This window comes from Pseudomonas sp. RC10, assembly GCF_038397775.1.
Taxonomy (GTDB): Bacteria; Pseudomonadota; Gammaproteobacteria; order Pseudomonadales; family Pseudomonadaceae; genus Aquipseudomonas; species Aquipseudomonas bambusae.
In genome coordinates this window covers 455,715-469,625 of record NZ_CP151650.1, presented here as the reverse complement: position 1 = coordinate 469,625, position 13,911 = coordinate 455,715, and the positions used below count along the sequence as shown (strand labels likewise).

Annotated in this window: 15 protein-coding genes; 6 read left to right on the top strand and 9 right to left on the bottom strand. The window is 59.3% G+C overall.

The window, feature by feature from the left end:
- Positions 1–45: 45 nt before the first annotated feature.
- Positions 46–972, top strand: coding sequence for a MetQ/NlpA family ABC transporter substrate-binding protein (locus AAEO81_RS02080; RefSeq protein WP_341961331.1), 927 nt, complete (start codon positions 46–48; stop codon positions 970–972).
- A 43-nt stretch (positions 973–1,015) separates the two neighbouring features.
- Here the strand turns inward: AAEO81_RS02080 and AAEO81_RS02075 are convergent, their stop codons facing one another.
- The 5 genes from AAEO81_RS02075 to AAEO81_RS02055 form a co-directional block, all read right to left on the bottom strand.
- Positions 1,016–1,870: a sulfurtransferase gene (locus AAEO81_RS02075; RefSeq protein WP_341961329.1), complete on the bottom strand. Its 855-nt coding sequence runs from the start codon at positions 1,868–1,870 to the stop codon at positions 1,016–1,018.
- Positions 1,871–1,933: 63 nt separating this feature from the next.
- Positions 1,934–2,623, bottom strand: coding sequence for a TetR/AcrR family transcriptional regulator (locus AAEO81_RS02070; protein WP_166595779.1), 690 nt, complete (start codon positions 2,621–2,623; stop codon positions 1,934–1,936).
- A gap of 114 nt (positions 2,624–2,737) precedes the next feature.
- On the bottom strand, positions 2,738–3,865 hold the full coding sequence (locus AAEO81_RS02065) for a DegT/DnrJ/EryC1/StrS family aminotransferase (protein ID WP_341961328.1): 1,128 nt from the start codon (positions 3,863–3,865) through the stop codon (positions 2,738–2,740).
- Between the two features lie 3 nt (positions 3,866–3,868).
- Complete coding sequence (locus AAEO81_RS02060) at positions 3,869–4,315, bottom strand: FdtA/QdtA family cupin domain-containing protein (protein ID WP_166595781.1); 447 nt, start codon at positions 4,313–4,315, stop codon at positions 3,869–3,871.
- Between the two features lie 102 nt (positions 4,316–4,417).
- On the bottom strand, positions 4,418–5,350 hold the full coding sequence (locus AAEO81_RS02055) for a phytanoyl-CoA dioxygenase family protein (protein ID WP_341961327.1): 933 nt from the start codon (positions 5,348–5,350) through the stop codon (positions 4,418–4,420).
- Between the two features lie 206 nt (positions 5,351–5,556).
- Here AAEO81_RS02055 and AAEO81_RS02050 point away from each other — a divergent pair, with 206 nt between their 5' ends.
- From AAEO81_RS02050 to ggt, 4 genes are all read left to right on the top strand, one after another.
- Positions 5,557–6,996, top strand: a complete 1,440-nt coding sequence (locus AAEO81_RS02050) for a coniferyl aldehyde dehydrogenase (RefSeq protein WP_341961326.1) — start codon at positions 5,557–5,559, stop codon at positions 6,994–6,996.
- A 138-nt stretch (positions 6,997–7,134) separates the two neighbouring features.
- Positions 7,135–7,620: a pantetheine-phosphate adenylyltransferase gene (gene coaD / locus AAEO81_RS02045; protein ID WP_166595785.1), complete on the top strand. Its 486-nt coding sequence runs from the start codon at positions 7,135–7,137 to the stop codon at positions 7,618–7,620.
- Between the two features lie 91 nt (positions 7,621–7,711).
- On the top strand, positions 7,712–7,963 hold the full coding sequence (locus tag AAEO81_RS02040; protein ID WP_074752410.1) for a YfhL family 4Fe-4S dicluster ferredoxin: 252 nt from the start codon (positions 7,712–7,714) through the stop codon (positions 7,961–7,963).
- An 83-nt stretch (positions 7,964–8,046) separates the two neighbouring features.
- Entirely contained in the window at positions 8,047–9,789 is a 1,743-nt protein-coding gene (ggt, locus tag AAEO81_RS02035; RefSeq protein ID WP_341961325.1) for a gamma-glutamyltransferase, read from the top strand.
- Here ggt and AAEO81_RS02030 read toward each other — a convergent pair.
- From AAEO81_RS02030 to AAEO81_RS02020, 3 genes are all read right to left on the bottom strand, one after another.
- Positions 9,771–10,109: a multidrug transporter gene (locus tag AAEO81_RS02030; protein WP_166595787.1), complete on the bottom strand. Its 339-nt coding sequence runs from the start codon at positions 10,107–10,109 to the stop codon at positions 9,771–9,773. The two genes, ggt and AAEO81_RS02030, sit on opposite strands and share 19 nt — an antisense overlap.
- Before the next feature lie 107 nt (positions 10,110–10,216).
- Positions 10,217–11,029, bottom strand: coding sequence for a bifunctional DNA-formamidopyrimidine glycosylase/DNA-(apurinic or apyrimidinic site) lyase (gene mutM, locus AAEO81_RS02025; RefSeq protein WP_166595788.1), 813 nt, complete (start codon positions 11,027–11,029; stop codon positions 10,217–10,219).
- 39 nt (positions 11,030–11,068) lie between these two features.
- On the bottom strand, positions 11,069–11,881 hold the full coding sequence (locus AAEO81_RS02020; protein WP_166595895.1) for an HDOD domain-containing protein: 813 nt from the start codon (positions 11,879–11,881) through the stop codon (positions 11,069–11,071).
- A 213-nt stretch (positions 11,882–12,094) separates the two neighbouring features.
- On the opposite strand from AAEO81_RS02020, the gene AAEO81_RS02015 reads away from it, so the two are divergent.
- On the top strand, positions 12,095–13,291 hold the full coding sequence (locus tag AAEO81_RS02015) for a class I SAM-dependent rRNA methyltransferase (RefSeq protein ID WP_166595789.1): 1,197 nt from the start codon (positions 12,095–12,097) through the stop codon (positions 13,289–13,291).
- A 94-nt stretch (positions 13,292–13,385) separates the two neighbouring features.
- Here the strand turns inward: AAEO81_RS02015 and AAEO81_RS02010 are convergent, their stop codons facing one another.
- Positions 13,386–13,844 (bottom strand): transposase, encoded by a 459-nt coding sequence (locus AAEO81_RS02010; RefSeq protein WP_341961324.1) that lies wholly within the window; start codon positions 13,842–13,844, stop codon positions 13,386–13,388.
- Positions 13,845–13,911 lie beyond the last annotated feature (67 nt).

Genomic DNA, 13,911 nt, shown 5'->3' with positions numbered 1-13,911 from the left:
AGGTCGCCAGGCCTGCTGCCCGCTCAACCTTGTCGAAGAGAAATCATGGAAAACACACGCCCCACATCCAGACGCACGGTGGTATTGGCCGCCGCCTTTACCGCGATCGCTGCCAGTGTTGCGATGGTCATTCCGGCCTTCATGGGCGCCACCGCGTCGGCCAGTGAGGTGACGACCACCGCCAACAAGGGCACGACCGTCCCGGACACGCCGCTGAAGATTTACGCGACGGCTTCGCCTCAGGGCGACATTGTGCGTTTCGTGCAAAAGCTCGCGGACGCTGACGGTACCGGGCTGAAGCTCAAGTTGACCACCAGCGGCGGCAGTGGCGCGCTGGATTCTTACGAGTTGCTCGCCAGCGGCGACACCGACGTGAACTTCACGGGGCACCAACCCTACGTCAACGCCTGGAAAGCGGCGCACCCCAAGCTCAACAATTTCGATGGCAAAGCGACAGTGCTGTTGAACGCCTTTGGCTTGTACTCGGTGAAATACACCAGCCCCAAAGACCTGCCGGACGGCGCGAAAATCCTGGTCCCCAACGAGCAAACCAACCTGCCCCGCTCACTGTTCATTCTTCAGGACTTGGGGCTGATCAAGCTCAATGTGGAAAAGCTCGACAGCTCGCCAGCGGCGATTTCGGTGAGCGAAAAATCGATCATCGACAACCCGCGCCATCTGCAATTGATCCCGACCGACACAGTGTTGCGGGCCAAAGCCTTGCCTGATGCCGATGCCAGCTTCATCAACGGGGACGTTGCCCTGTCGAACGGCGTCGATCCATCACGTGCGCTGGTGCGAGAACACACGGCCGACAACCCGTACGCCAACCTCATCTACGCCCGCAACGAGATGCTGGACGATCCTCGACTGACGCTATTGGCGAAGTACCTGACCGGGCCAGAAGTGAAGCAGTTTATCGAGGCCAACTACAAAGGCTTCGTGGTGCCTGACCAGAAACTCGTCCGCTGATACGGGACATCTGGCGCCGCGGCTCGTAACGGCGCCATTTGCATCACTCCCCTTTCGCCACGCCACGCTGCGGATCATTGATCCACTCGCTCCACGACCCGGCGTACAAACGCCCCAACGGATACCCGGCCAGGCAAAGTGCGAACAGGTTGTGGCAGGCCGTGACGCCCGAACCGCAGTACGCGACGAGCTTTTCGGGCGGGCGGCCGTTCAGGGTTTCCGCGAAACGTTGCTTGAGCTGATCGGCAGGCAAAAACCGGCCATCCGGCCCAAGGTTGTCAGTGAACGCTGCGCATTGCGCACCAGGAATGTGGCCCGCGATGGGGTCAATCGGCTCGACTTCACCACGAAAACGCGCCGGGGCACGGGCATCGATCAGGGTCACTTCAGGTTTATCGAGCTTTCTCTGCACATCGGCCGCGCTGAGCACCAGCGCATCGTCAGGCTTGCCTTCGAATCGCCCATCGACGTGCTGCGGCGGGTCGAGGCTCAACGGCAAGCCCGCCGCGTGCCAGGCCTTGAGGCCACCGTCGAGAATGAACACGCCGTCGCGTTTGCCCAGCCACGCCAGCAGCCACCATGCGCGCGCGGCATACGCGCCCGGGCCGTCGTCGTACAGCACGATGTCGCTGTCATTGTTGACGCCCCAGAAACGCAAACGGTCAATCAGCGTGTTGGGGTCAGGCAACGGGTGTCGACCGGTCACGCCCTTGGTGATCGGGCCGCTCAGGTCATTGAGCAAGTCGGCGTAGGACGAGCCTTCGATGTGGCCCTCCGCGTAGCTGCGCTGGCCGTAGTCCAGATCCTCAAGAGAGGAACGGCAATCCAGAATCACGAGGCCGGGCTGTTTTTGGCGTTCGGCCAGTTGTTGCGGGCTGATCAATTGCGCGATGGACATGACGGGCTCCTGCAGACAGTGAAAGTGGCTAAAGCGATAAGACCATTGGATTGAAGGAGACGCTCATGGGGTCGCCTCCTCCAGTGCCTTGTTCAGCGGCACGTAAAATTCGGTGCACAGCGCGTGGACGGCGTCGTGTGCCAGCGGCGTGACGTAGGCCAGTTCCAGCACCAAGACTTGATAGACACCGCGCCGAATGGCGTTTTCGTTCAGGTGCGCGGCGTTTTCCCGCGTCGTGCAAAGAAAACGTACCCAAGACGTCAGGATGATCCAGGCGTTGAGGGTCAAGGATTCGATCTGCACAGTGTCCATTTTCAAGATCCCGGCCTCGACGAAACCGCCATAAATGGCCATGGCCTTGATCAGGCAATGCTGGGAAAACCGGCGATAGCGCGTCGCCAATTCTGGATCGGCGTCGAGCAGGTGCTCAAGGTCGCGGTGCAAGAAACGGTAGCGCCACATCCCGTCGAGGATTGCCATCAGGTAATGGCGCTTGTCTTCGACATCCGGCAAACGCCCTTTCGGCGGGTGCAGAAAACTGTCCACCAGCGTTTCGTACTCGCTGAAGAGCTCGGCGATGATCGCCTGCTTATTGGGGAAGTGGTAGTACAGATTGCCCGGCGAAATTTCCATGTGCGCGGCGATGTGGTTGGTGCTGACACTACGCTCGCCCTGCAGATTGAACAGCTCCAGACTGCTCTGCACGATGCGTTCACGGGTTTTGATGCGTAGGGTTTTGATGCGCGGCGCCATGTTCGACTCGAACGTGTGGTTGTCACAGTGATGTGCTGGATCTTAACGCATGCGGTCGCGACTCGGTGCGTCTTGGCAGCACATCACACGCCCCCGGTGTGAAGAGCACACTCTTCAAGCGTGTCCGGACGCGTTCTCCCGCCTGAATTCGTTGAGCGCCGCCACGACCCGTTCTTGCTCGCCTTCGGTCAGTGTCGGATAAATCGGCAGCGACAGAATTCGCTCATGCAAGCGCGCGTTCTCCATGGGGAGGCTCAGTTTCAAGGTCTTGTAGGGTGCATGATCAGGAATTGGCAGTGGGTAGTGAATGGCGGTCTGAATGCCACGCCGCGCCAAATGCTGTTGCAGGGCGTGGCGCTCAACGCATTCGACCACGAAGAGATGCCAGACATGAGCGTTGCGCTCGCTAACGCCAGGCAGCGTGATCAGCGGGTTGTTGACCCCTCGCAGGTAGCGCTCGGCCACTTGCCGACGACTCTCGGCATCGGCGTCCAGATAAGCCAGCTTGACCGACAGCATCGCGGCCTGGATTTCGTCCAGCCGGCTGTTCACGCCGGGATAGTCGTGCCGGTATTTGACGCTGGAGCCGTAGTTACCCAATGCCCTGACCATCCGTGCCAGCTCTTCATCCGACGTGACCACGGCGCCACCGTCCCCAAGCGCGCCGAGATTTTTTCCTGGATAGAAGCTGAAGGCGGCGGCATGCCCCCAGTTACCGGCCTTGCGACCGTTCAACTGAGCACCATGCGCTTGGGCGCAGTCTTCAAGCACCAGCAACCCGTGGCGCTCCGCCAAGGCCATGAGCTGTGGCATCGGCGCCAGTTGGCCGTAGAGATGAACCGGCAGCAGCACGCGTGTTCGAGGAGTGATAGCGGCCTCGACGGCTGCACAATCGAGGTTGTGCGTGGCGGGGTCGATATCGACCAGCACGGGTACGAGCCCGGTTTCGGTCACCGCAGATACCGTGGCAATGAACGTGTTGGCAGGGACGAGCACCTCGTCCCCGGTCTTGAGTTTGCCCTGTTGTTTCCAGGCGCGAAGCACCAGTATCAGCGCGTCCAGGCCGTTACCGGTGCCGACAGCGAAGGGGACACCACAGTATTCGGCAAAGGCTTTTTCGAACCGGGCCAACTCGGCGCCACCGATGTACCAGCCTGAATCGATGACCCTGGCGCAAGCCGCTTTCAACTCGTCGGCGTATTCATGATTGACCGCTTTCAAATCGAGAAACGGGATATCCATTCACTAACCTCGTGCCGCGGTCAAAAAAGGTCGATACGCATCAGGGGCCATCTCGTCTGCAACCATCTGCTGAAAAGTGGCGTAGTCCCTGACGTAATCAGCCTCATCGTAAAGATTGTCGGCCAGCACCATCAGCACGCAGTCTGGGGAGAAATCGTACATTTCCCGCCAGATGAAGGACTCGATCAGTAGCCCTTGTTGCGGGTGATCGAGACGGATATCGATTTTCTCCGTCCCGTCATCCAGCATGAAACGGCACGAGCCTCGCACGGCCACGGCCACCTGTTTCAGCGACTTGTGGGCGTGAAAGCCACGACGGACCCCCTCCCCGGTTTCGAACATATAGTAGACACGCTTGACCGAGAAGGGGATGTTCTTGCCCTCTTCCAGTGCGATCAATGAGCCGCGCTCATCGCCATGTGTCTGCAACTGCAGGAATTGGATTTTCATAACGTTTTGCTCGCGAACTCGCGCAATCCCTTGCAGCCTGTCGACAACCTGTTGATGTACCGAAGTTGGCTGCCGGAGAGTCGAACCCCGGATCTGGCCGCTTCAACCTTTCGCATTGATGATATTGCCGCGCATCCGCGCAGCCCCTCTGTCGTCCAGGTCCCGGCGCGTGCGCATCGGCTTGAGATCCCCTTGAAGCGTCTCGTTGATCTCATCAATGGCGGTCTTCGTTTGATTGCCGTTCGACTTACCCACCAAATAACGCAGTGACAAACGAAATTGCTCAGACTCGTGCGCAACGGGTCGCGTGCCGTGCAAGGTGCAGTTGTGCCACAACCCGACATAGCCGGGACCGCCCAGCAGGGTGCGATCCTCGCAGCGGATCGCGTTGCCGTTGTCATCGGCGTACATCCATTGATCGCCCCCCAACGGCTCAAGGCTGTGCGGAAACAGCGTGGCGCCAAACTGGTGGGAGCCAGGAATCAGGTGCAGTGGCGAATCGTACTCCGTCACGTCATGCAAATAGACATACAGCGTCAGAAACGTAGAGGGGTCCAGTTCGACCCGCCCTTGGGGCCAATCGATGATGTCCTGATGAAAATCGATGCCGCGAAAATAGGTGATGTCGCGGTAAGGCTTCTTGATGTATGGGCCAAGGTTGGCCACGTTCACGTCGCGAATCCGCTCGCGAATCCAGTCTGGCAGCCACGAATCCGGGACGCCACAAACCGCCTTTTTGATCACCACTTCATAATCGTCGCCCAGTAACTCGCTGAGCGCGCCCGTCAAGCGCGGGTCCTGCTCGATGAACTGCAACTGCTCGTCGAACTGATTCAGAAAATTAAACGCCTTGGTCGGGTTGGCGTTGAAATGGTTTTCCTGGGCCAGATACTCCGCTTCGTCCATGAACAGGCTGCCATCAAACGCACGTGCAGCGACCATGGCGCGGTAGAGCGCCTGGACTTGCTCGACATTCAGCATTTCACCAAACAGGTGGGCGCCTTGCTCAATCAGATTCTTTACGCAGCTTTGCATGATCTACCCGCTAAACGGTCCGCGAACGCACTAAATGCCTTATCGGCGGAACGGGATTTAAATGAAATCTCGCCCGGAAAAATATTTAGCCGCATGCGTGACCAGAAACGCTGCAAACCTGCCCAAACTCAAGCTCGCAGGCGGCATTTGACTTTGTAGAGCTACAACTCTAGAAACACTCTATAACTTCAAAAGGAACCGCAGCAATGCCTGTCGAATCCGTGCAATGGCCAACGCTCCAGGCGGCATCCACACCGCCTGATACGCTCGAACGCCTGTTCGACCTGCAACGTCAGGCCTTTGCGGCCAATCCCATGCCGATTGCCGGGCAGCGCCTGCAATGGCTCGACAGCCTGCATCAATTGCTCAGCGACGAACGCCAGGCGTTGATCGAGGCGATCAGCACGGATTTCAGCCATCGCAGCGCTGATGAAACGCTGCTCGCCGAGTTGATGCCGAGCCTCCACAACATCCGCTACGCCCGCCGCCACGTGAAGAAATGGATGCGCACCTCTCGACGCAGCGTCGGCATGGCGTTTCAGCCCGCGTCAGCAAAAGTCATCTATCAGCCGCTGGGCGTCGTCGGTGTCATCGTCCCGTGGAACTATCCGTTGTATCTGGCCATTGGCCCGTTGGTCGGCGCGCTGGCGGCAGGTAATCGGGTGATGCTCAAGCTGAGCGAGTCAACGCCTGCGACCGGGGAACTGCTCAAAACGCTGTTCGCCAGGATTTTTCCAGAGGATCTGGTGGCCGTGGTTCTCGGGGAAGCCGAGGTGGGGATGGCGTTTTCGAAGCTGCCTTTTGATCATTTATTGTTCACCGGGGCCACTAGCATTGGACGGCACGTGATGCGCGCCGCCGCCGAAAACCTGACGCCCGTTACGCTGGAACTGGGCGGGAAGTCTCCGGCCATCGTTTCGCAGGACGTGCCGATCATGGACGCCGCCGAGCGAATCGCGTTTGGCAAGACCATGAACGCCGGACAAACCTGCGTGGCGCCTGACTACGTGCTGGTACCCGCGAACCGGATCGATGAGTTCGTCTCCGCCTACCGTCAGGCCGTCAAAAGGTTTTATCCAACACTGACGGACAATCCGGACTACACCGCCATTATCAATCCACGACAAATGGCACGGCTGAACGGTTACATCGCCGACGCCAGCAGCAAAGGTGCGCAGATCGTTTCGTTGTATGAGCAGGGCCAGGGACGGCGTATGCCTTTCAGTCTGTTGCTCGACGTCAACGACGACATGCTGGTGATGCAGGATGAGATCTTCGGCCCTTTGCTGCCCATCGTGCCGTATGAGCGCATCGAACAAGCGTTCGACTACATCAATCGCCGACCTCGGCCGCTGGCCCTTTACTACTTTGGGTACGACAAGGCCGAGCAGAATCGGGTGCTGGAGCAGACTCATTCCGGCGGAGTCTGTCTGAACGACACGCTGCTCCACGTCGCGCAGGACGATTTGCCTTTCGGTGGCATCGGCCCCTCCGGCATGGGCCATTACCACGGCCACGAAGGTTTTCTGACATTCAGCAAGGCCAAAGGTGTGTTCATCAAACAGCGTTTCAACGCAGCGCGGCTGATTTATCCGCCTTACGGGAAAGCGATTCAGAAACTGATCTACAAGCTGTTCATTCGGTAGTCAGCGGCCAGGCACGGGGTTGGGGCCGTCGCGGAATGTCGCCACGCCCGCGATTCCTGTGGAAGACGCCCGCGCTTGGCCGCCTCGCCCCGCTGCGCTACCATCCGAATCCCTTCGGACTCCGACCAGGACGACGCGATGAACCGAGTGTTGTACCCAGGCACCTTCGACCCTATCACCAAGGGTCATGGCGATCTGGTCGAGCGCGCATCGCGCATGTTCGACCAAGTGGTCATTGCCATAGCCGCCAGCCCCAAGAAAAATCCGCTGTTTTCGCTGGAGCAACGCGTCGAGCTTGCGCGCGAGGCGACCAAGCACCTGCACAACGTCGAAGTGGTGGGTTTCTCGACCCTGCTGGCGCATTTCGCCCAGGAGCAGAACGCCAACATCCTGCTGCGTGGCCTGCGTGCTGTCTCCGACTTTGAATATGAATTCCAGCTGGCGAACATGAACAAACAACTTGCGCCGGACGTCGAGAGTCTTTTTCTCACGCCGTCCGAACGCTATTCGTTCATTTCATCTACGCTGGTCAGAGAAATTGCTGCATTGGGGGGAGACATCACCAAGTTCGTGCATCCGGCTGTCGCCCAGGCACTCAAGGAGAGGTTTCAGCCGGGTACGTGAGCTATGTTCAGGTGCATACCGAGCGCTAATGCGGCACAATTCGCCGCATTAGTTTAGATATGCCCCGGCATTGGCCGCGGCTGGAGTTCCCATGTCCCTGATCATCACCGACGATTGCATCAATTGCGACGTCTGCGAACCCGAGTGCCCGAACGAAGCGATTTCCCAGGGTGAAGAGATCTACGTGATCAATCCGAACCTGTGCACCGAATGTGTTGGCCACTATGACGAGCCGCAGTGCCAGCAAGTTTGCCCCGTGGATTGCATCCCGCTGGATGAAAACCACGTCGAGAGCAAAGACGAGCTGATGGCCAAGTACCAGTTGATTACCAGCAAGGCATAAACGAAGGCATATCCTGTCGGCATACGCGCTTTCGCCGAAGACACTGGCTGTAATGCCTGTTGACCTGAGCGAGCGAGATACGCATGACATCAAAGCTTACGTGGATACCGTCCTCGTTTGGCACCGCACTCTTTCTGTGTGCCCTCTCGGCTCACGGCAGCCCTGATCATCCCCGGCAGGCCGCCATTGCTAGCCCACACCCCATCGCCACCGCCGCCGGCCGAGAAATACTGGTCGATGGCGGCAACGCGTTTGACGCCGCCGTTGCCATCAGCGCCACCCTCGCCGTGGTTGAGCCTTACGGTTCTGGATTGGGGGGCGGCGGTTTCTTTTTGCTCCGCCAGGCCGGAGAGCCGGTGCAGTACCAGTTTCTCGATGCGCGGGAAAAAGCGCCCTTGAAGTCCAGACTCAAGATGTTCACCCGCAACGGCATCGTGCAGCCGGACTTGTCCCTGAACGGCCCGCTGGCGGCTGCCATTCCGGGTTTGCCCGCCGCGCTGGTCGAACTCGCAGAACGTTATGGGCGACTGCCCCTCAGTATTTCCATGGCACCCGCCATTCGCATCGCCTATCGCGGGTTCAAGGTGGATGAGATCTATCGTGAACGCGCCAGTTGGCGACTCTTCGCGTTGCGGGCCAACAAAGAGAGCGCCCGGTTGTTCTTGCGCAACAACGATGTGCCGGACCTGGGCGAAGTCATCAAGCAACCGGAATTGGCCCAAACTCTCGACCGCCTGGCAGACAAAGGGCGATCAGGCTTTTACAGCGGCCTGACCGCCCAAGCCATGGTCAACGGCAATCGGGCGGCAGGCGGGATCTGGAATTACCACGATTTCGAAGAGTACGACGTCGTCACCCGCACGCCGCTACGCTTTCAACTGGCGGATCAGCGCGAATTGATCAGCGCCCCGCCCCCATCGGCGGGCGGCATCGCGCTGGCGCAGAGCCTGTACATGCTGCAACAGCTGCCGTGGCGCGAATCCGAAAAGGTGCAGCGCGCCCATTACGTCGTCGAAGTGTTGCGCCGCGCTTACCGTGATCGGGTGTTGTTTGGCGACCCCGACTTTGTACCCAATCCCATCGCCCAAGTGCTGGCGCCTGATTATCTGCTCCAGCTCTCGACCAGCGTCGACCCTCACATGGCGACGCCGAACACTGCGCTGCCACCGGCGCCCCGCTGGCGGGAAGGCGACAACACCAGCCATTTCTCAGTGCTCGACGACGAAGGCAATGCCGTTGCGGCGACGCTCTCCCTGAACCTTCCGTTCGGCTCGACGTTTACGGTGCCCGGCACCGGCGTGATCCTCAACGATGAGATGGACGATTTCGCCGTCGATCCCAAAGGCAGCAACACGTACGGATTGGTGGGCAGTCAGGCCAACATCATCGAACCGGGCAAACGGCCGCTGTCGAGTATGAGTCCCAGTTTCATCGAAAGCCCGCACACCTTCACCGCTTTCGGCACTCCGGGAGGAAGCCGGATTCCGAGCATTGTGCTGCTGTCGATGTTGGAATACCTGGACGACCAGCCGGTGGCCCAATGGGTGTCAGCGCCGCGTTACCACCATCAGTACATGCCGGATGTGATGGAGTACGAGCCGGGGGCGTTTACCGCCGAAGAATTGAGTGACCTGCGCGAACGAGGCTACAAGCTCAGGGAAACGAAGCGCGATTTCGGTAACCAGCAAGTGCTGCTGTGGCGCAAGAACAACTCCAGCGTGGAAGCCGCGAGCGATCCTCGCGGCGTAGGGATTTCAGCGATCTTCAGGCCCGATGCACCGCTGAGTCTGGTTCGGACCTGCGCGGATCAGTCGTGTTTGCCGTAGCCGCTGGTGGTGCAGCCGAGGCAGCGGACGAAAGCGGCCTTGCCGGGATCGACCACGAGAGCCTTACCGGTGGCACCCAAATTGCCGCCTGCCGCCGCGAATGGCGAGGCCACGACAAACAGCGCCGCACCCGCGACCGTGGCGACGATCAGCAGCGGGCGGGCGATCAACAGGTCGCCGATCATGGCGTAGGCCGGGGGGTTCTGGATTTCGTAAACGGGGTCGCCGCTGCCTGATGCCTCGACCTGCGCCATCGCCGGGGTCATCTGCAAGCCGAAAAACAAGGCCAGGGTGGCAGCGAGAATGCGAAACGGGCTCATGGCGTGATCCTTCAGGCACAGCGGGAAAGTGATGCTGCTCACTATAAACAGGGATTGGGGTTACGCAAGGGGGCCACGCAGACCCTGCCCACAAATTCCGTCTCGTTTTACTTCTGACATTTCGGGCAAAACACGCTCGCCCGTTGCCCCAGCTTCACCTCGCGCATGATCGTCCCGCAGACCTTGCACGGCTCCTCGCCTCGGCCATAGGCGAACAGCTCTTGCTGGAAATACCCCGGTTGCCCATCGCCACCAATGAAGTCACGCAACGTGGTGCCGCCGCGTTCGATGGCCGCCGCGAGAATGCGCTTGATCTCAATCGCCAGCTTTATATAGCGGGCCTTTGAAATACTCTTGGCCTCACGCCGCGGATCGATGCCCGCCGCAAATAAGGCTTCAGTCGCATAGATATTCCCCACGCCCACCACCACGGCGTTGTCCATGATGAACGGCTTGACCGCCATCGAACGGCCACGCGACAGCTCATACAACCGCAACCCGTCGAACAGATCGGTCAACGGCTCAGGCCCCAGCCGAATCAGCAACTCATGGTTGTGTGGGTCGAGGCTCCACAGCATCGCGCCGAAACGCCGCGGGTCGGTGTAACGCAGCGCCAGCCCCGACTCCAGCTCGATGTCCACATGCTCATGCTTGAGGGCAGGCAACCCCGCCTCGACCAGCCGCAAATTCCCGGACATACCCAAATGACTGATCAACGTGCCGACTTCGGCCTGGATCAGCAGGTATTTGGCGCGTCGCTCGACCACCACGATCTTCTGGCCAGACAACCGTACGTCCAGGTCTTCCGGAATTGGCCAGCGCAGGCGGCGATCCCGCACGATCACGCGGCTGACGCGCTGGCCTTCGAGATGGGGCGCGATGCCCCGACGAGTGGTTTCGACTTCAGGTAATTCAGGCATGGGGCGGCTCGATGGCGGGTGAAACGCGAGCGCGCAAACTCAGTGTGCGCTCAGTTCTCGGATACTTTCTTTGAGGTTTTCGAAGTCGTAGTCGGACAGGCCCACGTAATCCAGAACCAGGTGACCAATGCTGTTCCACTCATGGTCCACCGCCTGATTACCCAAGACCCGATGCGATGAGCAAATGTGTTCGGCCATTTTCAGGATCGCCAGCAGGTTCTTCAGCGGCGCATTACGGCCCGACTCTTCCTGGAAGATCGCCAGCGCATTGTGGTGATTAGCGATGGCATTGCTCACATGTTCAGGCAAACGCCATGATTTGGCCGTGAAATAGCCGACAACCGCGTGGTTCGTGTTGAGAATGTGGTTTTCCGTATCGACCACGCGCCGGTCCGGCCCCGCCTTGGCGTAAGCCTCTTCCAGCACATTCATGTACTCGGGGAAGCGCTTGAGCATCAATGGCACACCGCAGTCGTGAAACAGACCGAGCGCGTAGGATTCGTCGACAGTTTGCGAGCCGATTCGCTTGGCCAGCGTCAGACTGGTCATCGCAACGTCTTGGGCGGTGTCCCAGAAACGATTGAGCACCACGATCGTCTCGTCGGTCATCTCGCCCTTGATCGACTGCGCGTTGATCAGGTTGATCACCGAGCGGCTGCCCAGCAGGTTCACCGCACGCTGAATCGACGCGATTTTGTTCGCGAGACCGTAGTGAGGGGAGTTGACGATCTTAAGCAAGGCGCCGGAGAGCCCCGGGTCCTGTGCGATCAACCGGGCGATCACACCCAGATCAGGGTCGGGCATGTACTGCTCCATCTGCAAATCGACCATGATTTGCGGCTGGGGCGGCACGCTGATGCCTTGCAACGCCTGCTGAATCTGCTCGGAAGTAAGCTCTTGGGACATAAGTACACACTCAAGGTCAGGGGGCGATTCTAACCCTTACCGCCCATGCTTCGACAACCGTTGAAACACTCTTCGGTCCCGACAGACCGCCTACAGGTAAATTCACCCGAGCGAGCGCGCAGCGGTATAATCCCGCTCTTTTTTCCCCGGAGCGACGTCATGTCCCTGCCTAGCTTGCGCCTCAAGCCCAACGCCGACCGTCGCCTGCGCGCCGGTCATTTGTGGATTTACAGCAACGAAATCGACGTTGCCGCCACCCCGCTCAATGGCTTCGCTCCAGGCGCTCAAGCCATTCTTGAGGCGGCAGGCGGCAAGCCGCTCGGCATCGTGGCCATGAGCCCGAACAACCTGATCTGCGCGCGACTGCTGTCTCGCGATATCAAGTTGCCACTGGATAAATCCCTGCTGGTGCACCGCCTGAACGTCTGCCTGTCCCTGCGCGAGCGCCTGTTCGACAAGCCGTTCTATCGCTTGGTCTACGGCGACTCCGACCTGCTGCCAGGCCTGGTGGTTGACCGTTTCGGCGACATTCTGGTGGTGCAATTGGCATCGGCCACCATGGAGCAACACAAGGACGATGTGCTGGCTGCGCTGATTCAAGTGATCAAGCCGAGCGGCATTCTGCTGAAAAACGATTCGGCCGCCCGTGACGCCGAAGGCCTGAACCGCTATGTAGAAACGGCGTTCGGTCTGGTACCGGAGTGGGTCGCGCTGGAAGAAAACGGCGTGAAATTCGAAGCGCCGGTGATGGAAGGCCAGAAAACCGGCTGGTTCTACGACCACCGCATGAACCGCGCGCGCCTGGCGCCGTACGTCAAAGGCAAGCGCGTGCTGGACCTGTTCAGTTACATCGGCGGCTGGGGCGTTCAAGCGGGCGCGTTCGGCGCCAGCGAAGTGTTCTGTGTCGACGCGTCTGGCTTCGCCCTTGATGGCGTGGAGCGCAACGCTGGCTTGAACGGTTTTGCCGAGAAGGTCACCTGCATCGAAGGCGATGTGTTCGAAGCCCTTAAAGAGCTGAAAAACGCTGAAGAACGCTTCGACGTGATCGTGGCCGACCCGCCCGCCTTCATCAAACGCAAGAAAGACCTCAAAAACGGCGAAGGCGCCTACCGCCGCCTGAACGAACAGGCCATGCGCCTGCTCAGCAAAGACGGCATCCTCGTCAGCGCCTCCTGTTCGATGCACCTGCCGGAAGACGACCTGCAGAACATCCTTCTGACCAGCGCCCGCCACCTTGACCGCAACATCCAGCTGCTGGAACGCGGCGGCCAAGGTCCGGATCACCCGGTCCACCCGGCGATTCCGGAAACGCGGTATATCAAGAGCATCACCTGCCGGTTGTTGCCGAATAGCTGAGTAAGCGGCGTCTGACATGACGCTATCGCGAGCAAGCTCACTCCTACCGGGTTAGCGTAAGACCTGTAGGAGTGAGCTTGCTCGCGATCTGGTGTCACAGCCACACAGCGTCCCAAAGCGGATAATCGCCTAGTTTTTTCACCATCCCGGCACGCAGTGGGTTGGCGACGATGTACCTCGCCATCTTCACAATATCGTCGTCTCGTCGAAGGGCACGGTCATGAAAGCCTCTTTGCCAAAGCTGCTGATGCTCCCCCCTCGCGCGATTGACTGCGCGAGCACTGCACGACTTGATTCGTTGAACGAGCGACGTTAGCTGGCTGTCTTTCAATTCAAACAGCCAGTGAATGTGGTCAGGCATTACGACCCAAGCCAATGAGTTTGCGGCGCCGGATTCGTGAGCCATGCGCAGTTCGCTTACAACCAACCGTCCTAAACGCCAATCGTTGAGCACAGGATTACGGTGTTGAGTGACCGAGGTGATGAGGTAGATTCGTCCTGATTCGGAGTATCGACCATTGCGTAGAGATTTATAACGTGGGAGATCCGACATTCCTTTACCTCATCCAAAACCGTCTGAATCAGGTTAGGAGGCGCACGTCACCCCTTCCCATATTAGA